Origin of the sequence: Streptomyces canus (assembly GCF_001514145.1) — a bacterium.
GTDB lineage: Bacteria > Actinomycetota > Actinomycetes > Streptomycetales > Streptomycetaceae > Streptomyces > Streptomyces canus.
This window is the reverse complement of record NZ_KQ948659.1, coordinates 469,168-493,557: the sequence shown is the minus strand read 5'-3', so window position 1 is coordinate 493,557 and position 24,390 is coordinate 469,168. Positions and strand designations below refer to the sequence as shown.

The following is a 24,390-nucleotide window of genomic DNA, read 5'->3' as shown; positions in this document are numbered from 1 at the left end:
ACCTGACCTGGGAAGACGATCTTTGATCGATCAAACCGGTGGTGTATCGAGGCCCTGTCAGGGACACTCCGGAACCATGCCACCACCTCCCACCGGCCCACTTGTCACCCGCGACACCCTCGCGAAGCAGCTGCGCGAGCTGGGGGTCCGCAGCGGCGAGATCCTCCTCCTGCACTCCTCCCTGAGCGCCCTCGGCTGGGTCTGCGGAGGCCCGGTCTCGGTGGTCCAGGGACTGCTCGACGCCCTCGGCCCGGACGGCACCCTCGTGGTCCCCACCCAGACCGGCGACCTCTCCGACCCGGCGGTGTGGAGCAACCCGCCGGTGCCCGAGGAGTGGTGGGACACGATCCGGGCGACCATGCCCGCCTACGACCCCCTCGTCACGCCCTCGCGCGGCGTCGGCGTGATCCCGGAGACGGTGCGCACCTGGCCCGGCGCCCGGCGCAGCGCGCACCCACAGACCTCCTTCGCGGCGACAGGCCCCCGCGCGCAGTCGGTCCTGGACGGCCACGCCCTCGACTGCCGCCTCGGTGAGCACAGCCCGTTGGCCCGCCTCGAGGCCCTCCACGCGCGCGTACTGCTCCTCGGCGCGGGCTACGACACCTGCACGAGCTTCCATCTCGCCGAGTACCGCGTCCCGGCCCCGCTGGTGAGGGTGGGCCGCCCGGGACCGGACGGGTGGGAGGTGGTGACGGAGGTCTCGATCACCTCGGACCGCTTCGACGAACTGGGCCACGACTTCGAGCGCGACCAAGCCGTCGTCGTACGCGGAAAGGTGGGCGCGGCCGACGCTCGGCTGTTCCCGGTGGCGGACGCCGTGCGGTACGCGCAGCGGTGGCTGACGCTGCACCGGTCACGGGAGGACACCCCCGGGAACGCCCTGGGTGGAGATCCGGGTGGAGATCCTGCACCCGCCCGTCTGCGGCGCGGGCGGCGAACCTAGACTCGGGCGCATGCGAAGTGAGCCCGTGGTCCAGGTCCACGCCCTGGTGAAGCGGTACGGCACGAAGACCGCCGTGGACGGCCTCGACCTGGTGGCCCGGGCGGGCGTGACCGCCGTACTCGGGCCGAACGGCGCGGGCAAGACGACGACGGTCGAGACCTGCGAGGGATACCGCCGGCCGGACTCCGGCACGGTCCGGGTCCTGGGCCTCGACCCGGTGCGACAGGCCCGTGAGCTGCACCCGAGGATCGGCGTGATGCTGCAGTCCGGGGGCGTGTACTCGGGCGCCCGGGCAGACGAGATGCTGCGGCACGTGGCGAAGCTCCACGCACATCCGCTCGACGTGGACGCGCTGATCGAGCGCCTGGGCCTCGGCGGTTGCGGCAGGACGACGTACCGGCGCCTGTCCGGCGGCCAGCAGCAGCGGCTGGCGCTCGCCATGGCTGTCGTCGGCCGCCCGGAGCTGGTGTTCCTGGACGAGCCGACCGCCGGCCTGGACCCACAGGCCCGCCGCGGGACCTGGGACCTGGTCCGCGACCTGCGCGCGGACGGTGTCTCGGTGATCCTCACCACGCACTACATGGACGAGGCCGAGCAGCTCGCCGACGACGTGGCGATCATCGACGGCGGCCGGGTCATCGCCCAGGGCACCCCGGAGGAGCTGTGCCGGGGCGGCGCCGAGAACACCCTGCGCTTCATGGGCCGCCCCGGCCTCGACGTGGGCTCCCTCCTCAAGGCCCTGCCCGCCGACTGCTCGGCGGCGGAGCTGACCCCCGGCTCCTACCGGGTGGTCGGCAAGGTCAACCCGCAACTGCTGGCGACGGTGACGTCCTGGTGCGCCCAGCACGGCGTGATGCCGGAGAAGATCTCGGTGGAACGGCACACCCTGGAAGACGTCTTCCTCGAACTGACGGGCAAGGAGCTGCGCGCGTGACGGCCACCGGTATGTACACCCCGAAGCCGGGCGCGGCACCACTGGGACGCATGATCGCGACCCAGGCGGTCCTGGAGACGAAGATGCTCCTGCGCAACGGCGAACAGCTCCTGCTGACGGTGGTGATCCCGACCCTGGTGCTGGTCCTGTTCAGCTCGGTGGACATCATCGACACGGACGAGGGCAAGGCGGTGGACTTCCTCACCCCCGGCGTCCTGGCCCTCGCGGTCATGTCGACGGCCTTCACGGGCCAGGCGATCGCGACCGGCTTCGAACGCCGCTACGGCGTCCTGAAGCGCCTGGCCTCCTCGCCGCTCCCCCGCTGGGGCCTGATGACGGCGAAAACGGCATCGGTCCTGGTGACGGAGTTCCTCCAGGTGATCCTGCTGACAGTGATCGCCTTCGCCCTCGGCTGGTCCCCGCACGGCAACCCGCTGTCCGTGCTGCTCCTGCTGATCCTGGGCACGGCCGCGTTCTCGGGCCTCGGCCTCCTGATGGCAGGCACCCTGAAGGCGGAGGCGACCCTGGCCGCGGCCAACCTGGTCTTCCTCCTGCTGCTGGTGGGCGGCGCAGTGATGGTCCCCCTGTCCAAGTTCCCTTCAGGCGCCCAGGACGTACTGGGTCTGCTGCCGATCACGGCCCTGTCGGACGGCCTGCGGGACGTGTTGCAGCACGGGGCCGGGGTGCCGTGGGGCGACCTGGGGATTCTGGCGGTGTGGGCGGTGGCGGGTCTGGCTCTGGCCGGACGCTTCTTCCGCTGGGAGTGAGTCGGGGTCAGCGAACCCACATCTGGGACACGATCGGGCCGAAGGCCGGAGTCGCCTGATAGTTGCCGAGGCGCGTTGACGTGAAGGACACCTGCTTGAAGTTCACCACAGGCAGCCAGAGCGCCTCGTCGATGACCCTCCGGTCGATCCGGCCCCACAGCTGCCGCGCCCTGCCCGGATCGAAGCGCTCGGCAGCCTGCGCCGTGTCGACGAGCCGGTCGAAGGACGGAGAGCAGTACTCGGCGTAGTTCAGGGTGCCGGGACCGTCGGCCGGCTTGAAGCCGTCACAGGTGAGGAGGGGGGTGAAGAAGGTGCCCGAGGACGGATAGTCGGGCGACCACCCCTGGAACACCAGCTGGGCCCGTGTCCGCGAGTCCCCCACCGTGTTCCAGTAGCGGTCGTCAGGCAGAACGTGAAGGGTCGCCCGGTAGCCGAGGTCGTCCAGGAGATCGACGAGGTACGCGGCGGCGCGGCGGGAGGACTCCATCCTCCAGGTCCACACCCCCACCGTCATGCCCCGGGTGCCCGACTCCGCGATCAGCTTCCTGGCCCTGGCGAGATCGGGTCCCTGCCACATGCCGTCCGCGCCGGGTTGCCGCGTGTACGGGCAGTAGGACCGATAGCCGGGAAAGCCCTTGGGCAGGGACTGGCAGGTGGAAGACACGATCTGGGGCCCGCCCATCAGCTCCACCAGCCGGTCGCGGTCCACGGCGTACGACACCGCCTGCCTGACCCGCCGGTCGTCGAAGGGCGGCACCCTGGTGTTGAACGTCTCGTACACCGTGAAGAACGAGGAGCTCGTGTGCAGCCGCGTCGGATGCCGCACGGCGAGCTGCCGGAGGTAGGACGGTTTCGGGTGGGTGTTCAACTGGATCGCCAGGTCCGCCCGCCCGGCGTTCACCTCTGCCACCTGTTGCTGCGTCGATTCCAACGTCCGCCAGCGGATGACGTCGGGATATCCGGCCGGCTGGGCCACATGGGACCACTCCCGGAAAAACGGGTTCCGCTTCAGCGTGAGCTGCTTGCCCTTCCGGTAGTCGGCCACCTGGTACGGGCCGGTCGCAGGCAGTGGACGGAAGCCGACGTTAGGGTCCTGGACACCGGGAGGCGTCGGCACGACGAACATCGTGAGCTTGTTCAGAAACGCCGGGTCCGCAGCGGTGAGGTGGAAGGTCACCGTGTGCGCGTCGTCGTCGGTGCTCATCCCGCGCGAGAGGTCGCACCGCTGCGGACGGGCCACACACGCGGCGCCGCCGACGATCCTCGTGAAGTACCCGGGATTGCCTTCGTCGGCGGTCAGAGCCCGCCGGATGCCCCGCAGGAAGTCAGCCGGTGCGACCCGGCGGCCGTCGGAGTACCGCAGCCCCCGGCGCAGCGGGAACGTGTAGGTGCGCCCGCCGTCGGTGGGGCGCGGAAGTTCGCCGGCCAGGTCCGGTACCAGGGTGAGCTCCGATCCGCCGGGCGACTGGCGCCAGCCCACGAGGTGGTCGTAGGCGACGCTGAGGGCCAGGTCGGCCTCCGCGTTGTAGACGCTCGCCGGATCGATGCCGTAGTCGGTCGCACCACCCCAGCCCAGCACGGTCAACGTGCCGCCTCGGTGCCCCGGCGCGGCGAGGGCGCGTCCCGCCGCCCACACCGTCCCCCCGGCCAGGGCGAGTCCCCGCGGCGCGCTGCCCGTACGGATCGTGCGCAACGGCCGGGCCGTACGGGGATCGAGCCGGACGACGGTGGCGTCGTACTCGTTGCTCACCCAGACGCCGTCCGGTCCCGCCACCACGGCACGAGGACCGTCACCCACCTCCTGAACAGTGACCACGCCGGTGCGGGTGTCGATGCGGGAGACGGTGAGCGAGAGCCCGTTGGCGACCCACACCGCGTCCTCAGTGACGGCGACGCCCTGCGGGCCTGCGCCCACCAGGACGGCCCCGCGTGCCTGGCCCGTCACGACGTCGACGGGGGTCACCGTGCCGTCGAGGCTGTTGGCGACCCACACGGTCCGCTCACCCACACCGATACCGGCGGGCCCGCCACCCACCGCGACGGCCTTCCCTACCCGTCCTGACTCCGGGTCGATCCGCCGGACGGCGCTGTCCCCGCCGAGCGCGACCCACACCCCGGCGGGTCCGGCCGCTATGCCCGAAGGCAGGTTCCCCACGGGCAGGATGTCGACGACCCGGTCGACGGACGCGTTGATCCGCGAGACCGTACCGTCCCCGCTGTTGGCCACCCACACGTCGTCGCCGCTCACCGCGACGGCGACGGGATCCGACCCGACGGGTATGAGCTGCACGGCATGGGTTTGCGGATCGATACGACTGACGGAGTCGTCACCGTTGTTCGCCACCCACACCGACCCGGCCCCGTACGCGAGCCCGTCCGGGCTCTGCCCCACCGGCACCGGCGCACCACTGCCGCCGGACACCGCGCCGACGGTGTTGGCCACCAGCACCCGGGTGGCCGGGCGGGGTGCGCTCGCTCCGGAGACGAGGCCGGCGCACAGAGCGGCGATCGCCGTGAGGGAGACGACCCGGGCCGGGAGGCGCCGACGTCGCTGTCCCCGCACGGTTCGCCGGGGCGGAGACCCGGCGGCCAGATCGTGCGCCAGGATGGCCTGGTGCACCCGCCGTACCGACTCGTCCGGGTCCAGGCCCAGTTCCTCCCGCAGCCTTTCCCGTAAGCGCTGGTAGCAGGTCAGGGCCTCGGCCTGCCGACCGCACCGGTAGAGAGCCAGCATCAGCTGCGCCGAGAGCCGTTCCCGCAGCGGATGCCCGGCGACCAGCTGCTCCAGCTCGCCCACGACGGTCGTGTGTCGCCCCAGCGCCAGGTCCGCCTCGATCCGGGCTTCGAGCGCCGACAGGCGCAGTTCCTCCAGGCGGGCGGCCTCCCGCCGTACGAATCCGTGGTCACCCAGGTCCTCCAGCACCGCGCCCCGCCACAGTGCGAGGGCGCGCCGAAGTGTCGAGGCCGCCTCGGCGTACCGGCCGGCGTCCAGCGCCTCCCGCCCCTCCCACAGCCCGGCCTCGAAGCGGCCGGCGTCGGTGGCCAAGGGCCCGGCCCTCAGCAGGTAGCCGTGATTCCGGCTCTCGAGCACCTCGCACGGGGCACCGCGGGCCCGATCCGGGTCCAGCGCCCTGCGCAGATGGAAGACGTATGTCTGCACCGAGGTGACCGCCCCGTCCGGCGCTTCGCCGTCCCACACCTCGTCGATCAGCCGGTCCGTCGGGACCGCCTGGTTCAGCTCGACGACGAGCAGGGCCAGCACGGCGCGTTGCCGCGGTCCGCCCAGCGGGAGAACGGCGCCGGAACGAACGACTCGCAAGGGACCGAGGATGGCGAACTCCGTGGCCGCCATGTGGCACCGCCCCCGTTCCAAGCCGGTGCCAAGGCCCTCCAAGCACCTACCAAGGAGCCTAGCGACGCGACGCGCTGAAGTGTGTCCCAGTTCACACAAATGCCGCTCGTCGAGGGATGTTGCGGCCGGAGAGAAAGAAGTGCCATGAACACACGACAGCGCCGTACGCTGCTCGGGCTCACCGCTGTGGCGACGGGGATGGGCATGTTCACCACGGCAGCGGACGCGGCGGTTCCTCCGCCGGAGGCACCACAGGCGCCGGTGTCCGGGTACACATACGTGGAACGGTTCAGCCGGCTCAGCTCCGACTCCGCGCGCTCCGTCAGCGCCCCCTGCCCGAGCGGCAAGGTGGTGCTGGCCGGCGGCGTGAGGATCGTAGGCGGAGGCGGTCGCGTGCTCCTGCGCGGCTCGTATCCGGGCCACTCGGCGTCCGGGTACAAGTGGCTCGCGACAGCGGAGGAGATCAGTGGCGGGACCGCGGCCAGGTGGTACCTGCGGGCATACGCGGTGTGCGCCGACAAGCCCGCGGGTCTGACGTATCGCACGGTCCCTTCGGCGTTCAACTCGAACAGGCCCGACAAAACCGTCACCGGCACCTGTCCCGCCGGTACACGGCTCGTCGGCGCCGGTGCCCGGCTGAGGGGCGCGAGTCACCGGGTCGGCATCAACTCCGTGACCATGACCAACCTCATCCATCGCTCGGCCTCGGCCCGGGCGGCGGAGGCGGTGGCCACGAACCTGCCCTGGTCCGTCGCGGTCCACCTCGTGTGCGCCGGGCCGCTCGCGCGCCAGACGTTCCGCGAGAGCGGGTGGAAGGAGGCCGTCGGTTCGACCCAGTCCCAGACGGCGGTGGTCGGCTGCCCGCGGGGCACCCGGGCGTTCGGCGCGGGCATGCGGCCGGCCGGAGCTTCGGCCACGCTCAAACGTCTCGTCCCCGTTGAACTGCGCCCGACGGGGTCACCGGCCGGTGCTCGGGTGACCGTGTCCGAACTGGCACCCGGACAAGCCGCCACCTGGTACGTCAAGGCCCAGGTAATCTGCGCCCGCTGACCCTCCGGCATGGGGTGCGCAGGAATCGAGCGGGGTGCCCGAAACGGCGCCCCGCTCTCCCATCACCCCCCTCGTGAACGCGTGCACAAGCGACCCCCCTACGATGGAACGCGTGCCGAACCTGACCCGTGCCGACGCCGTAGCGGCCGTCCGCAACCCGCTCGCCTTCATCGCCGCACGCTGGACCCCGACCCCCCGGACGGTTCAGCGGGCGGCTCTCGCCGCGCTCCTCATGGCGGTGGTCATCGTGGTCACCGGCGGGGCTGTGCGGCTGACCGGGTCGGGGCTCGGGTGTCCGACCTGGCCCACGTGCACGGACGACTCGCTGACCGCGACCCGCGCGATGGGGGTGCACGGTGCCATCGAGTTCGGCAACCGGATGCTCACCTATGTGCTGTGCGCCGCCGTCGGGTGGGCGATCATCGCCGCGCGCTCCGAGAAGCCGTACCGGCGCAGCCTGACCCGGCTGGGCTGGGCGCAGTTCTGGATCGTGATGAGCAACGCGGTCCTCGGCGGCATCGTCGTCCTCGTGGGTCTCAACCCGTACACCGTCGCGGCCCACTTCGTGGCGACGACGGCCCTGATCACGGTCGCCGCGGTGATGTGGCAGCGCACCCGCGAGGGTGACACGGCACCCCGTCCGCTGGTCGGCAAGCCGGTGCAGCAGCTGGTGTGGTTCATGGTCGCGGCCGCCGCCCTGCTGATCCTCGTCGGCACCGTCGTCACCGGCGCCGGACCGCACGCCGGTGACTCCAGCGAGGTCGAACGGATGCCGCTGGACTGGGAGACCGTGAGCAAGGTGCACGCGGTCCTGGCCTGGATCGTGGTGTCGCTGACCTTCGCCCTGTGGTTCATCCTCAAGGCGGTCGACGCCCCCAAGGGGCCCCTGCACCGCACCCGCGACCTCTTCCTGGTCCTCCTCTCCCAGGGCGTCATCGGCTACGTCCAGTACTTCACCGACCTGCCCGAGTTCCTGGTAGGCCTGCACATGCTCGGCTCGGCCCTGGTGTGGATCGCGGTCCTGCGTGTCCTGCTGGCCCTGCGGGAACGGTCCGAGGGCGAGCAGGCCGAGATCCCGGCTCAGCCGTACGCCGCCACCAGTTCGTCGATCGCCGGGCCCAGGTAGCCGCGGGTCAGCGCGGCTCTGTTCTCGACGGCGGGTCCGGGCTCGCCGTACCGGCGCCTCCGGATGTCCTCGACGACCTCCACGGGCGCCCCGAGTCCCGGCAGCAGTTCCAGCGCCTCGCGCTTGCTGATCAGTCGCCCCTCCCGCAGCGTGACGCTCGCGCGGGCGAAGGTCAGCAGCCCCCCGTCGACCCACACGTCCCGCGTCCACAGCGGGGCCTTGCCGAGGGCCGGGCGCCAGAAGTCGCGCTGGTCACGGACGATGAAGTCGGTGAGCTCCCGGTCCGACACCGGCGGCAGCAGGTCCGCGGGCGGTTTCCCCAGCAGCACCCGCCCGAAGCTGTGCAGTTCGCGCGAGGTCACCGGGGTGACCGGCCGCTTGAACAGCTCCTCGTACGCCCAGGTGAGGTGGCGGCGGCCCGGATCGGCCGAAGGCGTCAGGTAGGTGCAGTGCAGCTGCCCGGACAGCGGCTCGGCCCGCAGCCGGGCGTGCGCCTTCGCCAGCCGCCAGACCGTACGGGGTGTCAGCGAGGGCAGGACGGCGATCAGGTCCAGGTCGCTGCGGCCCTCCTGGTAGTCGCCGCCCGCGAGGGAGCCGTGGGCCCAGACGGCGACGGGGTCGAGCGGGGCGAGCCCGGTCAGGAAGCGGTCGAGTAACACCTCGGTCTGCATGCACCCATCCTGTACAGCTCACTCCAGCCCGTACACCCTTCGCGCGTTCCCCGCCGCGATCAGGCCCGCCACCCGCTGCGCGTCCGCCAGTGACCAGGCCCCCTCCGCGACCCAGCCGCCCAGCACCCGAGCCAGCGCCTCGCGGAACAGGCGGGCACCCACGACATGCAGTTCGGGCAGGCTGTGGGCCCCGCTGGAGAAGACGATCTTGCCGAAGGGGGCCAGTTCCAGGATCTCCGCGAGGACGCTCGCCGCACGGGCGCCGGTGCGGACGAGGGCCGCTCCGGAATCGGCGTAGACGTGCGGGAAGACGCCGGCGAGATGGGCGGCGTGCCGGTGGTAGGGGTAGCTGTGCAGCAGGACGAGGTCGGTGCCGAGACCCGCGGTGGCCCGGACGAAGTCGGTGAGCAGGACCGGATCGGTACGGTCGATGCGCAGACCCGGTTCGCCGAGCCCGGCGTGCAGCTGGAGGGGCAGGCCCGAGGCGGCCGCGATCCACAGCAGGTGCCGTAACAGAACGGGGTCGGACAGCTCGCCGCCCACCCGGCGGCCCGCCAGCCAACGGCCCGCCGCGCCCCGCACCTCTCCCGGCCCCGGCGGCTCGGGCGCGAGCGCCAGGCCGTGCCGTACCCCCGCCACCGACGTGAAGGCGACCGCGCTCGCGGCGGCTCCGTGCACCGACTCGGCGAGGTTGGCGAGGAAGGACTCGACGGTGCCGGAGGTGTCGGCGACCTGTTCGGCGAGGAGCTCAAGACGCACGATCTCGCGGGCCTCGGCAGCCGCGGCGGAGGCCAGCTCGGTGGGCCCCGTGAGGTCGCCGGGCAGCCCGGTGTCGACCAGATACGTCGTGATCCCACTGCCGCGCAGCAGCCTGCGGCCCGCTTCCAGTACGCCGAGTTCCCGGCGCCGGGCCAGATAGCGGGCGGGCGGACAGTGCGGTTCCAGGCCTAGCAGGGGCGGGCACCATCGCCGTACGGCGAAACCCGTCTGGGTGTCGAACAGCGTGGTGCCCGGGGCGGGCGGGCCCTCGGTGCGGGCCAGCTGGGTCTCGAAGGTGCCGAGACCCAGCTCCGTCCTCAGTACGCCGTGGCAGTACTGGTCCACGAGGGACGGCGTTTCGATCATCCGGGCTCCCCGTTGCTGGACCGTGTCGCTGCTCACAGGTCCTAACGGGTGAACCGGGCATCAGGTGTTGGTGTCGCACACCCCGTACGAAAGCCGGCAGACCTCAGCCGTTCGAGGGGCCGCCGACCTGGATGCCGGCCATCCGGCTCCACTCGTACGGCCCCGTCCTCACCTTCGCGGCGAACTCGCCGTCGAACTCCTCGTGAACGGTGATGCCGGACTTCTCGACGGCCTTCTCGGCGATCTCGTACGAGGGGGCCACCAGGTCGCCCCAGCCGCCGTCCTCGCCGACGAGGACGATCCGGGTGCCGCGCTCACCGATGTAGGCCAGCTGGCCCTCGGCGCCGCCGTGCTCCTTGGAGAAGGCGCTGATCTGCTTGGCGAGCCGGGCGACCTTGCGCTCGGCCTTCGCGTCAACCTGCTGCGTGTCTGCCATGACCAGGATGCTACCGACGGGTAGAGGGAACGGCGACGTGACCCTTACCTCAGGAAGGGGTCGACCGCCACCGCGAGGAAGAGGATCGACACATAGGTGATCGACCAGTGGAACAGCCGCATCTCCTTGAGCTTCACGCCCGTCACCTCGGCCTTGGCGCGGTTCTGCAGCCCGTGCGCCTCCCACAGCCAGAAGCCGCCCGCGAGCAGCGCCACCGCCGTGTAGAACCAGCCGGTGTAGCCGAGCGGCGTCAGCAGCAGCGAGACCGCGACCATCACCCAGCTGTAGATGACGATCTGCCTGGCGACCACCTTGTTGGAGGCGACGACCGGCAGCATGGGCACTCCCACGCGCGCGTAGTCCTCGCGCACCTTCATGGACAGCGGCCAGTAGTGCGGCGGCGTCCAGAAGAACATGACCAGGAAGAGAATGATCGGCGCCCACGACATGGAGTTCGTGACGGACGACCAGCCGATGAGGACCGGCAGGCAGCCGGCGATGCCGCCCCACACGATGTTCTGCGAGGTACGGCGCTTGAGGATCATCGTGTAGACGACGACGTAGAAGAGGAGCGCGCCGAGGGAGAGCCAGGCGCTCAGCCAGTTGACGGCGAGTCCGAACAGCAGCGTCGAGACGACCGCCAGCGTGATGCCGAAGGCCAGACACTCGCGCGGCGAGACCATGCCGGTCACCAGTGGACGCTGCGAGGTGCGGTCCATGAGCGCGTCGATGTCGCGGTCGATGTACATGTTGAGCGCGTTGGCGCCGCCGGCCGACAGGTAGCCGCCGACGCAGGTGAGCAGGACCAGCTTCAGGTCCGGCACACCCTGCTGCGCCAGGAACATCACCGGAACGGTGGTGATGAGCAGCAGCTCGATGATCCGAGGCTTGGTCAGCGCCACGAACGCCTTGACACGGGCCCCGAACGGCCGGTGAACCGGGCTCTGGCTCGCACCGAGCACACCCGCTGGACGGGATTCGACGGCCGTCACGCACACCCCTACAGAGACATCCCAGCAAGCCTCACCCGTGTGAAGTCCCGGTAAAGGCTCGCGCGTACCACGCCACTGTAGACGTTGCCCATACCCCGATATTCGCGGGGGTCGGGTCGTGTCCGAGGGCGCCCCCGGAAGAGCTCGGGCGCACTCGGTTGAGCACTCTTACGAGCGGCTGCGTATTCAGTTGCCAAATGCGGTACGGGCCAGTCGGGAGGCGGATGTCCGCGCGGCCCGGCAGTCTGGAATGACTCGAAAAAACGCACGTACTTACGGGGGTAGGCTCGACAACGGCCGGGCGTCCCGTGCACCGGCATTTCGACATGCGTGACATGTGGAGAGGAGCCCTGACCCAGGGTGAGCACCAAGCCGACCACCACAGACCTCGAGTGGACCGAGTTGGACCAGCGGGCCGTCGACACCGCCCGCGTCCTGGCCGCCGACGCCGTACAGAAGGTCGGCAACGGCCATCCCGGTACGGCGATGAGCCTGGCGCCCGCCGCCTACACCCTCTTCCAGAAGGTGATGCGGCACGACCCGGCCGACCCCGACTGGGTCGGACGCGACCGCTTCGTGCTGTCCGCCGGCCACTCGTCCCTGACCCTCTACACCCAGCTGTACCTGGCCGGTTTCGGTCTGGAGCTGGACGACCTGAAGGCGTTCCGGACCTGGGGCTCGAAGACCCCGGGCCACCCGGAGTACGGCCACACCAAGGGCGTCGAGACGACCACCGGTCCGCTCGGCCAGGGTGTCGCCAACGCCGTCGGCATGGCGATGGCCGCCCGCTACGAGCGCGGTCTGTTCGACCCGGAGGCCCCCGAGGGCACCTCCCCCTTCGACCACTTCGTCTTCGCCATCGCCGGTGACGGCTGCCTCCAGGAGGGCATCTCCGCCGAGGCGTCCTCGATGGCCGGCCACCAGAAGCTCGGCAACCTCGTCCTGCTGTGGGACGACAACCACATCTCGATCGAGGGCGACACCGAGACGGCCGTCTCCGAGGACACGGTCAAGCGCTACGAGGCGTACGGCTGGCATGTGCAGCGCGTCGCCCCGAAGCCGGACGGCGACATCGACCCGCATGCCGTCTACAACGCGATCGAGGCCGCGAAGAAGGTGACGGACAAGCCGTCCTTCATCGCGATGCGCTCGATCATCGCCTGGCCCGCCCCGAACGCCCAGAACACCGAGGCCGCGCACGGCTCGGCGCTCGGCGACGACGAGGTCGCGGCGACCAAGCGGGTGCTGGGCTTCGACCCGGAGCAGTCCTTCGAGGTCGCGGACGAGGTCATCGAGCACACCCGCCAGGCGCTGGAGCGCGGCCGTCAGGCCAGGGCCGAGTGGGAGAAGTCCTTCCAGGAGTGGCGGAGCAACAACTCCGAGCGCGCGGCCCAGTTCGACCGCATCGCCGCGGGTGAGCTGCCCAAGGACTGGGAGTCGGCGATTCCGGTCTTCGAGCCCGGCAAGGGCGTCGCCACGCGTGCCGCGTCCGGCAAGGTCCTCCAGGCCCTCGGCGCGGTCATCCCCGAGCTGTGGGGCGGCTCCGCCGACCTCGCGGGCTCGAACAACACCACGATCGACAAGAACAGTTCGTTCCTCCCGGCGGACAACCCGCTGCCGGAGGCGGACCCGTACGGCCGCACGATCCACTTCGGCATCCGCGAGCACTCCATGGCCGCGGAGATGAACGGCATCGCGCTGCACGGCAACACCCGTATCTACGGCGGTACGTTCCTCGTCTTCTCCGACTACATGCGCAACGCCGTCCGGCTCTCGGCGTTGATGCACCTGCCGGTGACGTACGTGTGGACGCACGACTCCATCGGCCTCGGCGAGGACGGCCCGACGCACCAGCCGGTCGAGCACATCGCCTCGCTGCGCGCGATCCCCGGACTGAACGTGGTCCGCCCGGCCGACGCCAACGAGACCGCGATCGCCTGGCGCGAGATCCTCACGCGCTGGACCAAGGAGTTCGGCAAGGGTGCCCCGCACGGCCTGGCGCTGACCCGTCAGGGCGTGCCGACATACGAGCCCAACGAGGACGCCGTCAAGGGCGGTTACGTCCTGTTCGAGGCCTCCACCGGGACTCCCGAGGTCATCCTCATCGCCACCGGTTCCGAGGTGCACGTGGCCGTCGAGGCACGCGAGCAGCTGGAGGCCGACGGGGTGCCGACGCGCGTCGTCTCCATGCCGTCCGTGGAGTGGTTCGAGGAGCAGGACCAGGGGTACCGGGACAGCGTCCTGCCCCCGGCCGTGAGGGCCCGTGTCGCGGTCGAGGCGGGTATCGGTCTCACCTGGCACAAGTACGTCGGGGACGCCGGTCGCATCGTTTCCCTGGAGCACTTCGGTGCTTCCGCGGACGGCAAGGTCCTCTTCCAGGAGTTCGGCTTCACTGGCGAGAACGTGGCCGCGAAGGCGCGGGAATCTCTCGCCGCCGCCCAGCGCTGACGCTCACATACGACACGTAGGAGATGTAATTCCATGACAGACGCACTCAAGCGCCTCTCCGAGGAAGGCGTGGCGATCTGGCTGGACGACCTGTCGCGCAAGCGGATCACGTCCGGCAATCTCGCCGAACTGATCGACCAGCAGCACGTCGTGGGCGTCACCACCAACCCGTCGATCTTCCAGAAGGCGATCTCCGAAGGTGACGGCTACGACCAGCAGCTGTCCGACCTCGCCGCCCGCAAGGTCACGGTCGAAGAGGCCATCCGCATGATCACCACGGCGGACGTCCGCGACGCCGCCGACATCCTGCGCCCGGTCTTCGACGCGACGGGCGGCCAGGACGGCCGCGTGTCGATCGAGGTCGACCCGCGCCTGGCGCACAACGAGAAGGCGACCGTCGCCGAGGCCAAGCAGCTCGCCTGGCTCGTCGACCGCCCCAACACGCTCATCAAGATCCCGGCCACCCGCGCGGGCATCCCGGCGATCACCGACGTGATCGGCCTCGGGATCAGCGTCAACGTCACGCTGATCTTCTCCCTGGAGCGCTACCGCGAGGTCATGGACGCCTACCTGGCCGGCCTGGAGAAGGCCAAGGAGCGGGGTCTGGACCTGTCGAAGATCCACTCCGTGGCGTCCTTCTTCGTGTCCCGCGTGGACACCGAGATCGACAAGCGCATCGACGCGCTCGGCACCGACGAGGCCAAGGCCGCCCGCGGCAAGGCCGGCGTCGCCAACGCGCGCCTCGCCTACCAGGCGTACGAGGAGGTCTTCTCGGGCGAGCGCTGGTCGAAGCTGGAGAACGCCGGCGCGAACAAGCAGCGTCCGCTGTGGGCCTCGACCGGTGTCAAGGACAAGGCCTACAAGGACACGCTGTACGTCGATGAGCTGGTGGCGCCGAACACGGTGAACACCATGCCGGAGGCGACCCTGTTCGCCACCGAGGATCACGGCCAGATCCGCGGCAACGCGGTCGCCGGTACGTACGAGCAGGCCCGTGCGGAACTCGACGCCGTCGAGAAGCTCGGGATCTCGTACGACGAGGTGGTGCAGCTCCTGGAGGACGAGGGCGTCGAGAAGTTCGAGGCGTCCTGGAACGACCTGCTCAAGTCGACCGAGGCGGAGCTTCAGCGCCTCGCCCCATCGGAGGGCTGAACCCTTGTCGAGCAGCAATCCGCTGCGTGACCCCGCCGACCGACGGCTCCCGCGTATCGCGGGGCCGTCGGGCCTGGTCATCTTCGGCGTCACGGGCGATTTGTCACGAAAGAAGCTCATGCCCGCCGTGTACGACCTCGCGAACCGGGGTCTGCTCCCACCGGGCTTCTCGCTGGTCGGCTTCGCCCGGCGGGACTGGGAGAACGAAGACTTCGCGGAAGTCGTCCACGACGCCGTCAAGGAGCACGCCAGGACGCCGTTCCGCGAGGAGGTCTGGCAGCAGCTCATCCAGGGGATGCGCTTCGTCCAGGGCACTTTCGACGACGACGACTCGTTCGAGCGGCTGCGCGACACCATCGACGAACTCGACAAGGCGCAGGGCACCGGCGGCAACTTCGCCTTCTACCTGTCCGTGCCGCCGTCGGCCTTCCCCGTGGTCATCCAGCAGCTGAAGAAGCACCGGCTGGCCGACCAGTCGAGCGGCTCCTGGCGGCGCGCGGTCATCGAGAAGCCCTTCGGCCACGACCTCAAGTCGGCCGAGGAGCTCAACGCGACCGTCGAGGAGGTCTTCGCCCCGGACCAGGTCTTCCGCATCGACCACTACCTGGGCAAGGAGACCGTCCAGAACATCCTGGCGCTGCGCTTCGCCAACACGATGTTCGAGCCGATCTGGAACCGGTCCTTCGTGGACCATGTGCAGATCACGATGGCCGAGGACATCGGCATCGGCGGCCGGGCCGGGTATTACGACGGCATCGGCGCCGCCCGTGACGTCATCCAGAACCACCTGCTCCAGCTCATGGCCCTCACCGCCATGGAGGAGCCGGCCTCCTTCGACGCGGACGCTCTGGCCGCCGAGAAGACCAAGGTGCTCGGCGCGGTGAAGCTGCCGAAGGACCTGGGCCGGAACGCTGTGCGCGGTCAGTACGCGGCGGGCTGGCAGGGCGGCGAGAAGGCGGTCGGCTACCTCGAAGAGGACGGCATCGACCCCCAGTCCAAGACCGACACGTACGCGGCCATCAAGGTGGAGATCGACAACCGCCGCTGGGCGGGCGTCCCCTTCTACCTGCGCACCGGCAAGCGGCTCGGCCGCCGGGTCACCGAGATCGCGGTGGTCTTCCAGCGCGCGCCGCACTCCCCCTTCGACACGACGGCCACCGAGGAGCTCGGCTCGAACGCGATCGTCATCCGCGTCCAGCCCGACGAGGGCGTCACCGTCCGCTTCGGCTCCAAGGTGCCGGGCACCTCGATGGAGATCCGGGACGTGTCCATGGACTTCGCCTACGGCGAGTCGTTCACGGAGTCCTCTCCCGAGGCGTACGAGCGCCTGATCCTCGACGTCCTGCTCGGCGACTCGAACCTCTTCCCCCGCACAGAAGAGGTCGAGCTGTCCTGGAAGATCCTCGACCCGATCGAGGAGTACTGGGACACGCACGGCAAGCCCGCCCAGTACCCCTCCGGTACCTGGGGCCCGGTCGAGGCGGACGAAATGCTCGCACGAGAGGGACGGAGCTGGCGCCGGCCATGAAGACAGACCTCACGGACACCACCGCCAGCAAGATCAACAAGGCGCTGGTCAAGGGCCGCCGGGCCATCGGCACACCGGCCGTCGGCATGGTGCTCACGCTGGTCATCGTCACGGACGAGGAGAACGCCTACGACGCCCTCAAGGCCGCCAATGACGCGTCCCGCGAGCACCCCTCGCGGACGCTGGTGGTCATCAAGCGGGTGTCGAGGAGTCCTCGTGACCGCACCCAGTCCCGCCTCGACGCCGAGGTGAGGGTGGGCGCCGACGCCGGCACCGGCGAGACGGTGGTGCTGCGGCTGTACGGCGAAGTCGTCGACCACGCCCAGTCGGTCGTCCTTCCGCTGCTGCTGCCGGACGCGCCGGTCGTCGTCTGGTGGCCGGTGGACGCACCGCTCGACCCGGCCGGGGACCCGCTCGGGGCACTCGCCCAGCGGCGGGTCACCGACACCTACTCCTCCGAGCAGCCGGTGCGCGAGCTGACGGCGCGCGCCGACACCTACACCCCGGGCGACACCGACCTCTCCTGGACCCGGATCACGCCGTGGCGCTCGATGCTGGCCGCCGCGCTCGACCAGGTCACCTGCGAGGTGGACGCCGTCGAGGTGGAGGGCGAGGAGTTCAACCCGAGCTGCGAGCTGCTGGCGATGTGGCTGGCGGACCGGCTGGACGTGCCGGTGAAGCGGTCGCTGTCGAGCGGCCCGGGCCTCACGGCCGTACGCCTGCACACGGACAGCGGTCCGATCGTCCTGGACCGCGCGGACGGCTCGCTCGCCACGCTCTCCATCCAGGGCCAGCCGGACCGGGCGGTGGCGCTCAAGCGCCGCGACACCGCCGAGCTGATCGCGGAGGAGCTGCGCCGGCTGGACCCGGACGACACGTACGCCTCCGCGCTGCGGTTCGGGGTGGAACGGCTGAACCCGTCGGTGCCCTTTCCGGAACCCGCTCCCAAAGGAGAACCCGGCTCCGATGCCGGCGAACCCGGCTCCGGAGATTCCGTCTCCGCGGAGCCGGCCGCAGCCGGAGCCTCCGCGGAAGTCGCCGTCAAAGCCCCTGTCGAGGGCCCTGCGAAAGCTTCCGGGCAGGAAGCGGCGCCGTCGGCATCGCTGAAGCCGGTCCCTTCCGGGCTGTCCGGGAAGGCGGCTAAGTGAGCACCCCGCAGCTGGTCGTGCATCATGACAAGGAGCTGATGGCACAGGCCGCCGCGGCCCGTCTGATCACGAAGATCGTGGACGCGCAGGCCTCCCGGGGCTCGGCGTCCGTGGTCCTCACGGGCGGCCGCAACGGCAACGGCCTGCTCGCCGCGCTGGCCGCGGCGCCCGCCCGGGACGCCGTCGACTGGAGCCGTCTGGACCTGTGGTGGGGCGACGAGCGCTTCCTGCCCGAGGGCGACCCGGAGCGCAATGTCACGCAGGCCCGCGAGGCCCTGCTGGACGCCGTACCGCTGGACCCGAAGCGTGTGCATGCCATGCCCGCGTCGGACGGTCCCCACGGGCACGACGTGGAGGCCGCGGCGGCGTCCTACGCCGAGGAGCTGGCCCGAGCGGCCGGTCCCGAGAACCACGGCGCGGTCCCGACCTTCGACGTGCTGATGCTGGGCGTGGGCCCGGACACCCACGTGGCATCCCTGTTCCCGGAGCTCCCCGCGGTACGGGAGACCGAGCGCACGGTCGTCGGCGTCCACGGCGCCCCGAAGCCACCACCGACCCGGGTCACCCTCACGCTGCCCGCCATCCGCGCGGCCCGTGAGGTCTGGCTCCTGGCGGCCGGCGAGGACAAGGCACAGGCCGCGGCGATCGCCCTGTCCGGCGCGGGTGAGATCCAGGCGCCGGCGGCCGGGGCCCGTGGCCGGGCCCGCACCCTGTGGCTGCTGGACTCGGCGGCGGCCTCCCAGCTGCCGAGGTCGCTGTATCCGCCGGCTTCGTCGTAACAGCCGCCTTCGAGAAGGCGGTTCGGACGCCGGGTCCCTCCCAGGAGGGGCCCGGCGTCCGCGGTCTCACTGCCGTCCGCGCAGCTCCCGGTACGTCGTCACCAGGGCCTTCGTGGACGCGTCCAGGCCCGGCACCTCGGCGCCCTCGGTGAGCGCCGGCTCGACGCGCTTGGCGAGGACCTTGCCGAGCTCGACGCCCCACTGGTCGAAGGAGTCGATGTTCCAGATCGCACCCTGGACGAACACCTTGTGCTCGTACAGCGCGATGAGCTGGCCGAGGACCGACGGGGTCAGCTCGCGGGCCAGGATCGTCGTCGTCGGGTGGTTGCCCTGGAACGTCTTGTGCGGGACCAGCTCCTCGGCCACCCCCTCCGCGCGCACCTCGTCCGGTGTCTTGCCGAAGGCCAGCGCCTGGGTCTGGGCGAAGAAGTTCGCCATCAGCAGGTCGTGCTGCGCCCTGAGGGCGCCGGACAGCTCGGCGACCGGACGGGCGAAGCCGATGAAGTCCGCCGGGATCAGCTTCGTGCCCTGGTGGATGAGCTGGTAGTAGGCGTGCTGCCCGTTGGTGCCGGGCGTGCCCCACACCACCGGCCCGGTCTGCCAGTCCACGGGGTTGCCGTCACGGTCCACCGACTTGCCGTTGGACTCCATGTCCAGCTGCTGGAGATACGCGGTGAACTTCGACAGGTAGTGGCTGTACGGCAGCACGGCATGCGACTGGGCGTCGTGGAAGTTGCCGTACCAGATGCCCAACAGGCCAAGGAGCAAAGGTACGTTGGACTCGGCCGGGGCGGTGCGGAAGTGCTCGTCGACGAGGTGGAAACCGTCGAGCATCTCGCGGAAGCGGTCGGGCCCGATGGCGATCATCAGCGACAGACCGATCGCCGAGTCGTAGGAGTAGCGGCCGCCGACCCAGTCCCAGAACTCGAACATGTTGGCCGTGTCGATGCCGAAGTCCGACACCTTCTCGGCGTTCGTCGACAGCGCCACGAAGTGCCGGGCGACCGCCTCCTGATCCGCCTTCAGCTCACCGAGCAGCCATGCGCGCGCCGAGGTGGCGTTGGTGATCGTCTCGATGGTGGTGAAGGTCTTCGAGGCGATGACGAACAGTGTCTCGGCCGCGTCCAGGTCGCGGGTGGCCTCGTGCAGGTCGGCGCCGTCGACGTTCGAGACGAAGCGGACGGTGAGGTCGCGGTCGGTGAAGCCGCGCAGCACCTCGTACGCCATCGCGGGACCGAGGTCGGAGCCGCCGATGCCGATGTTGACGACGTTCTTGATGCGCCTGCCGGTGTGGCCGGTCCACTCGCCGGAGCGGACCCGGCTCGCGAAGTCGCTCATCTTGTCGAGCACGGCGTGCACGCCCGGTACGACGTTCTCCCCGTCCACCTCGATCACGGCGTCCCGCGGGGCGCGCAGCGCTGTGTGCAGCACGGCCCGGTTCTCGGTCGTGTTGATCTTCTCGCCGCGGAACATGGCGTCCCGCAGACCGAAGACGTCGGTCGCGGCGGCGAGTTGGCGCAGCAGAAGCAGCGTCTCGTCGGTGACGAGGTGCTTGGAGTAGTCGACGTACAGGTCACCGACCCGCAGTGTGTACCCGGTGCCGCGTCCGGCATCGGCGGCGAACAGCTCCCTCAGCCGCACCTCGCCGAGCTCTTCGCGGTGCTCGGCCAGCGCGGTCCACTCGGGCGTCCGGTTGAGCCTGGTACGGCCGTCTGCGTTCATGTCCGACTTCAGCCTTCTTTCGTACCTGTGCCAGCTGGTCCAACCTAGTTGATCAGCGGATCAGCCAGGCGAGGACAGTACGAAGAAGCCCGTCGCGAACAGGGCAAGGCGGACCCGCGCGGCGCGTCAGTCGCGCCTGAGACCGCTCCGGCCAGGCACCTCTCGGTGTCCGGCCGGCTGTCGACCCTAGATCTCGCCCCTCAGTTTGGCCAGCGCCTCGGCGAGGATCGCCTCGCCGTCGGCGTCGCTGCGCCGCTCCCGTACATACGCGAGATGCGTCTTGTACGGCTCGGTGCGCGGTGGGTCCGGCGGGTTGTCCTGGTCCTGTCCGGCGGGAAAGCCGCAGCGGGGGCAGTCCCAGGTATCGGGGACCTGCGCGTCGCTGGCGAAGCTGGGCTGCGTCTCGTGCCCGTTGGAGCACCAGAAGGAGATGCGAAGACGGGGCGCGGACTCGCCCCGCTCGGCTTCGCCCATCGGCCCCGCCCCGACCCGGCTACCTCGGATCGCGTTGCCACTTGCCACGGTCGTAACTCCCTGCGTGATGGTGCCGCGAAGCGAGTCGGCGTGTCGCTTCGTTGCGAGCGCCTCAGTCTACGTAAGGCCCAACGCGCGTCCAGTGATTGGAGTTACAGCCCCCACACCTAGACGCAAGCCCCATGATAGGCCGCGCTCAGCTGCGCGTACCGAACATGGGGCCTTACGTGCGGAATGTACGTGCTGTGTGTGGCGTCGCCGCTCAGCTGTTCGTCTTCATGAGGAGACCGAGCACGATGATGCACGCGAACCACAGCAGACCGACCACGATGGTGATCCGGTCGAGGTTGCGCTCGGCGACCGAAGAGCCGCCGACGGAGGACTGCATACCGCCACCGAACATGTCGGAGAGGCCGCCGCCCTTGCCCTTGTGCATGAGCACCAGCAGCATCATCAGGCCGCTGAAGACGATCAGGGCGATCGAGAACCCCATAACCACGGCTGGACCAACTTCCTCGGATCTGGATGGACGACAGGGGCACAGCCTCAGGGCTGCGCCCCCGCAAGGGTACGACGGATCCCGCTTACCGCATACTCACTGGTCGCGGAAGCGCACGATCTTGACGAACTCGTCGGCATCGAGTGACGCACCGCCCACGAGCGCCCCGTCGATGTCGGCCTGCGCCATGATCTCGGCGACGTTGCCGGCCTTGACGGAGCCGCCGTACTGGATGCGGACCTGGTCGGCCAGCTCCTGCGAGTACAGCTCGGCGATCTTGCCGCGGATGGCGGCGCAGACCTCCTGGGCGTCCTCCGCGCCGCAGACCTTGCCGGTGCCGATGGCCCAGACCGGCTCGTAGGCGATGACGACCGACTCGGCCTGCTCGGCCGGGAGGTCCTTGAGGCCGCCCTCGACCTGGGTGAGGGTGTGGGAGACGTGGTTCCCCGCCTCGCGGACGTCCAGCTCCTCGCCGACGCACAGGATCGGGGTGAGGCCGTGCTTGTAGGCGGCCTTGACCTTGGCGTTGACGATCTCGTCGGTCTCCGCGTGGTACTGACGGCGCTCGGAGTGGCCGATCGCCACATACGTGCACTTCAGCTTGGCCAGCATCGAGCCGGAGATCTCGCCGGTGTACGCGCCGGAGTCGTGCGCCGAGAGGTCCTGGGCGCCGTATTTGATCTTGAGCTTGTCGCCGTCGACCAGGGTCTGCACGGAGCGCAGGTCGGTGAAGGGCGGCAGGACGGCGACCTCGACGGCCTCGTAGTCCTTGTCCGCGAGGGCGAAGGCGAGTTTCTGGACGTGGGCGATGGCCTCGAGGTGGTTGAGGTTCATCTTCCAGTTGCCCGCCATGATCGGCGTGCGCGTGCTCATGTAGGTCAGTCCTCCAGTGCGGCGAGGCCGGGGAGCGTCTTGCCCTCGAGGTATTCGAGGGAGGCGCCGCCACCGGTCGAGATGTGGCCGAATGCGTTCTCGTCGAAGCCCAGGGTGCGGACGGCCGCGGCGGAGTCGCCACCGCCGACCACCGTGAAGGCCGGGGAGTCGAGGAGGGCCTGGGCGACCGCCTTGGTGCCCTCGGCGAATTCGGGATGTTCGAAGACGCCCATGGGGCCGTTCCAGAAGACGGTGGCGGCGTCGGTGATCTTCGAGGCGTACAGCTTGCCGGACGCCGGGCCGATGTCCAGGCCCATCCGGTCGGCGGGGATGGCGTCGGCGGCGACGGTGGTGGAGTCGGCCGGGGCCTTGGTCTTCAGGTCCGGGAACGCGGGAGCGACCACCGCGTCGACCGGCAGGACCAGCTCGACGCCGGTCTTCTCGGCGCGCTCGATGTACTCCAGAACCGCCGGGATCTGGTCCTCCTGGAGGAGGGACGCGCCGACCTCGTGGCCCTTGGCCTTGAGGAAGGTGAAGGCCATACCCCCGCCGATGAGGATGCGGTCGGCCTTGCCGAGCAGCTCGTCGATGACGGCGAGCTTGTCGGAGACCTTGGCGCCGCCGAGCACGACCACGTAGGGGCGCTTGACGTCGTCGGTGAGCTTCTTCAGGACGCCGACCTCGGTGGCGATGAGGTGCCCCGCGTAGTGCGGCAGCCGGGCCGGGAGGTCGAACACCGAGGCGTGCTTGCGGTGGACCGCGCCGAAGCCGTCGCCGACGTAGACATCGGCGAGGGCGGCGAGCTGGTCCGCGAAGGCGCCGCGCTCGGCGTCGTCCTTGGAGGTCTCGCCGGCGTTGAAGCGGAGGTTCTCGACGACCGCGACCTGGCCGTCGGTGAGGCCCGCGACCGTGGCGGTGGCGGACTCGCCCACCGTGTCGGTCGCGAACTCCACGGGTGCGTCGAGGAGTTCACCGAGGCGGGCGGCCGCCGGGGCGAGGGAGAAGGCCGGGTCCGGAGCGCCCTTGGGGCGGCCCAGGTGCGAGGCGACGACCACGCGGGCGCCAGCGTCGGCGAGGGCCTTCACGGTCGGCAGAACGGCTCGGATACGGCCGTCGTCGGTGATGGTGGTGCCGGACAGCGGCACGTTGAGGTCGGCGCGGACGAAGACCCGCTTGCCGGCCACCCCTTCGGCGAGGAGTTCGTCGATCGTCTTCATAAAGGGGACTCCTGAGGAGGGCTCTGGATCGTACGAAAGCTGATCACGTGAGTGAGGGCTCGGGCAACGCGTCCTCACGCTGCCCGAGCCCTTGCTCACACACCTAGGTGCCTGATCGGTCGATCAGAGCTGGTTGCCGACGAAGACCGTGAGGTCGACGAGGCGGTTGGAGTAGCCCCACTCGTTGTCGTACCAGCCGAGGATCTTCACCGAGTTGCCCTCCTGGACCATGGTCAGGGAGGAGTCGAAGGTGCAGGAGGCCGGGTCGCTGACGATGTCCGAGGAGACGATCGGGTCCTCGGTGTACGACAGGTAGCCCTTGAGGTCGCCGTCCTCGGAGGCCTTCTTGAACGCGGCGTTGACCTCGTCCTTGGTGACCTCGCGCTGCAGCGTCACGACCAGGTCGGTGGCCGAGCCGGTGGGGACCGGGACGCGCATCGCGATGCCGTCCAGCTTGCCCTTGAGCTGCGGGAGGACCAGGGCGGTGGCCTTCGCGGCGCCCGTCGTGGTCGGGATGATGTTCTCGGCGGCGGCGCGGGCGCGACGCAGGTCCGAGTGCGGGAAGTCCAGGATGCGCTGGTCGTTGGTGTACGCGTGGACCGTCGTCATCAGACCCTTGACGATGCCGAAGTTCTCGTCCAGAACCTTGGCCATCGGCGCCACACAGTTGGTGGTGCAGGAGGCGTTGGAGATGACGTGGTGGTTGGCCGCGTCGTACTTGTCCTGGTTGACGCCCATCACGATGGTGATGTCCTCGTCCTTGGCCGGAGCCGAGATGAGGACCTTCTTGGCGCCGCCCGCGATGTGCTTCTCGGCGTCGGCCTTCTTCGTGAAGATGCCGGTCGACTCGACGACGATGTCGACGCCCAGCTCGCCCCACGGGATGTCGGCCGGGTTGCGCTCGGACAGCACCTTGATGGTGTGACCGTCGACGGTGATCGTGTCGGCGGTGTGCGACACCTCGGCCTTGAGGCGGCCCAGAATGGTGTCGTACTTCAGCAGGTGCGCGGTGGTCGCGGTGTCACCCAGGTCGTTGACAGCCACGATCTCGATGTCAGCACCCTGCTCCAGCAGCGCGCGGAAGTAGTTACGACCGATGCGGCCAAAGCCGTTGATGCCTACGCGGATCGTCACGAACCGATCTCCTCGTTGGT

21 protein-coding genes are annotated in these 24,390 nt (G+C 70.0%); 10 read left to right on the top strand and 11 right to left on the bottom strand.

The annotated features are described in order from the left end of the window. Positions 1–76 precede the first annotated feature (76 nt). The 3 genes from AQJ46_RS15835 to AQJ46_RS15825 are packed head-to-tail and all read left to right on the top strand — an operon-like array spanning position 77 to position 2,644. Positions 77–943 carry an aminoglycoside N(3)-acetyltransferase gene (locus tag AQJ46_RS15835; RefSeq protein WP_059206184.1) on the top strand — a complete coding sequence of 289 codons (867 nt, stop codon included), beginning with the start codon at positions 77–79 and terminating at the stop codon, positions 941–943. Positions 944–953: 10 nt separating this feature from the next. Further along, entirely contained in the window at positions 954–1,877 is a 924-nt protein-coding gene (locus tag AQJ46_RS15830) for an ABC transporter ATP-binding protein (RefSeq protein WP_059206356.1), read from the top strand. After that, a complete protein-coding gene (locus AQJ46_RS15825) occupies positions 1,874–2,644 on the top strand; it encodes an ABC transporter permease (RefSeq protein WP_059206183.1) in 771 nt (256 codons plus the stop codon). The genes AQJ46_RS15830 and AQJ46_RS15825 overlap by 4 nt, the downstream gene beginning before the upstream one ends. Before the next feature lie 7 nt (positions 2,645–2,651). Here AQJ46_RS15825 and AQJ46_RS15820 read toward each other — a convergent pair whose 3' ends face one another. Continuing rightward, positions 2,652–5,963: an ABC transporter substrate-binding protein gene (locus AQJ46_RS15820; protein WP_159064029.1), complete on the bottom strand. Its 3,312-nt coding sequence runs from the start codon at positions 5,961–5,963 to the stop codon at positions 2,652–2,654. A gap of 177 nt (positions 5,964–6,140) precedes the next feature. Here AQJ46_RS15820 and AQJ46_RS55450 point away from each other — a divergent pair, with 177 nt between their 5' ends. Both AQJ46_RS55450 and AQJ46_RS15810 read left to right on the top strand, forming a co-directional pair. After that, positions 6,141–7,046, top strand: a complete 906-nt coding sequence (locus AQJ46_RS55450) for a hypothetical protein (RefSeq protein WP_059206181.1) — start codon at positions 6,141–6,143, stop codon at positions 7,044–7,046. Between the two features lie 103 nt (positions 7,047–7,149). Then, complete coding sequence (locus AQJ46_RS15810) at positions 7,150–8,172, top strand: COX15/CtaA family protein (RefSeq protein ID WP_059206180.1); 1,023 nt, start codon at positions 7,150–7,152, stop codon at positions 8,170–8,172. Here AQJ46_RS15810 and AQJ46_RS15805 read toward each other — a convergent pair. The 4 genes from AQJ46_RS15805 to AQJ46_RS15790 all read right to left on the bottom strand — a co-directional run bounded on the left by AQJ46_RS15805 (position 8,127) and on the right by AQJ46_RS15790 (position 11,402). Next, entirely contained in the window at positions 8,127–8,843 is a 717-nt protein-coding gene (locus AQJ46_RS15805; RefSeq protein WP_059206179.1) for a nucleotidyltransferase domain-containing protein, read from the bottom strand. The genes AQJ46_RS15810 and AQJ46_RS15805 overlap by 46 nt on opposite strands. 18 nt (positions 8,844–8,861) lie before the next feature. Continuing rightward, positions 8,862–9,968 (bottom strand): amidohydrolase family protein, encoded by a 1,107-nt coding sequence (locus tag AQJ46_RS15800; RefSeq protein ID WP_059206178.1) that lies wholly within the window; start codon positions 9,966–9,968, stop codon positions 8,862–8,864. Between the two features lie 103 nt (positions 9,969–10,071). After that, the gene (locus tag AQJ46_RS15795; protein ID WP_059206177.1) at positions 10,072–10,404 is read right to left on the bottom strand and encodes a hypothetical protein; all 333 of its coding nucleotides are present in this window, start codon (positions 10,402–10,404) and stop codon (positions 10,072–10,074) included. Positions 10,405–10,448: 44 nt separating this feature from the next. Then, complete coding sequence (locus AQJ46_RS15790) at positions 10,449–11,402, bottom strand: heme o synthase (RefSeq protein WP_059206176.1); 954 nt, start codon at positions 11,400–11,402, stop codon at positions 10,449–10,451. Positions 11,403–11,756: 354 nt separating this feature from the next. On the opposite strand from AQJ46_RS15790, the gene tkt reads away from it, so the two are divergent. The 5 genes from tkt to pgl are packed head-to-tail and all read left to right on the top strand — an operon-like array spanning position 11,757 to position 18,451. After that, positions 11,757–13,844, top strand: coding sequence for a transketolase (tkt, locus tag AQJ46_RS15785; RefSeq protein ID WP_059206175.1), 2,088 nt, complete (start codon positions 11,757–11,759; stop codon positions 13,842–13,844). A gap of 33 nt (positions 13,845–13,877) precedes the next feature. Then, the gene (gene tal, locus AQJ46_RS15780) at positions 13,878–14,996 is read left to right on the top strand and encodes a transaldolase (RefSeq protein WP_059206174.1); all 1,119 of its coding nucleotides are present in this window, start codon (positions 13,878–13,880) and stop codon (positions 14,994–14,996) included. Between the two features lie 4 nt (positions 14,997–15,000). Beyond that, positions 15,001–16,524 (top strand): glucose-6-phosphate dehydrogenase, encoded by a 1,524-nt coding sequence (gene zwf, locus AQJ46_RS15775; protein WP_059206173.1) that lies wholly within the window; start codon positions 15,001–15,003, stop codon positions 16,522–16,524. Next, positions 16,521–17,672 (top strand): glucose-6-phosphate dehydrogenase assembly protein OpcA, encoded by a 1,152-nt coding sequence (gene opcA / locus AQJ46_RS15770; RefSeq protein ID WP_059206172.1) that lies wholly within the window; start codon positions 16,521–16,523, stop codon positions 17,670–17,672. Before zwf ends, opcA begins: the two co-directional genes overlap by 4 nt. Beyond that, positions 17,669–18,451, top strand: a complete 783-nt coding sequence (gene pgl / locus AQJ46_RS15765) for a 6-phosphogluconolactonase (RefSeq protein WP_057618355.1) — start codon at positions 17,669–17,671, stop codon at positions 18,449–18,451. Before opcA ends, pgl begins: the two co-directional genes overlap by 4 nt. A gap of 66 nt (positions 18,452–18,517) precedes the next feature. On the opposite strand, the gene pgi is transcribed toward pgl, so the two are convergent. From pgi to gap, 6 genes are all read right to left on the bottom strand, one after another. After that, complete coding sequence (pgi, locus tag AQJ46_RS15760) at positions 18,518–20,173, bottom strand: glucose-6-phosphate isomerase (protein ID WP_059206171.1); 1,656 nt, start codon at positions 20,171–20,173, stop codon at positions 18,518–18,520. Between the two features lie 186 nt (positions 20,174–20,359). Next, on the bottom strand, positions 20,360–20,695 hold the full coding sequence (locus AQJ46_RS15755; protein WP_006349936.1) for an RNA polymerase-binding protein RbpA: 336 nt from the start codon (positions 20,693–20,695) through the stop codon (positions 20,360–20,362). A gap of 214 nt (positions 20,696–20,909) precedes the next feature. Then, positions 20,910–21,140 carry a preprotein translocase subunit SecG gene (secG, locus tag AQJ46_RS15750; RefSeq protein WP_020120079.1) on the bottom strand — a complete coding sequence of 77 codons (231 nt, stop codon included), beginning with the start codon at positions 21,138–21,140 and terminating at the stop codon, positions 20,910–20,912. 102 nt (positions 21,141–21,242) lie between these two features. Further along, positions 21,243–22,019: a triose-phosphate isomerase gene (tpiA, locus tag AQJ46_RS15745; RefSeq protein ID WP_057618357.1), complete on the bottom strand. Its 777-nt coding sequence runs from the start codon at positions 22,017–22,019 to the stop codon at positions 21,243–21,245. A 5-nt stretch (positions 22,020–22,024) separates the two neighbouring features. Continuing rightward, complete coding sequence (locus tag AQJ46_RS15740) at positions 22,025–23,236, bottom strand: phosphoglycerate kinase (protein ID WP_059206170.1); 1,212 nt, start codon at positions 23,234–23,236, stop codon at positions 22,025–22,027. Positions 23,237–23,359: 123 nt separating this feature from the next. After that, complete coding sequence (gene gap / locus AQJ46_RS15735) at positions 23,360–24,370, bottom strand: type I glyceraldehyde-3-phosphate dehydrogenase (protein ID WP_057618359.1); 1,011 nt, start codon at positions 24,368–24,370, stop codon at positions 23,360–23,362. Positions 24,371–24,390: the final 20 nt, after the last annotated feature.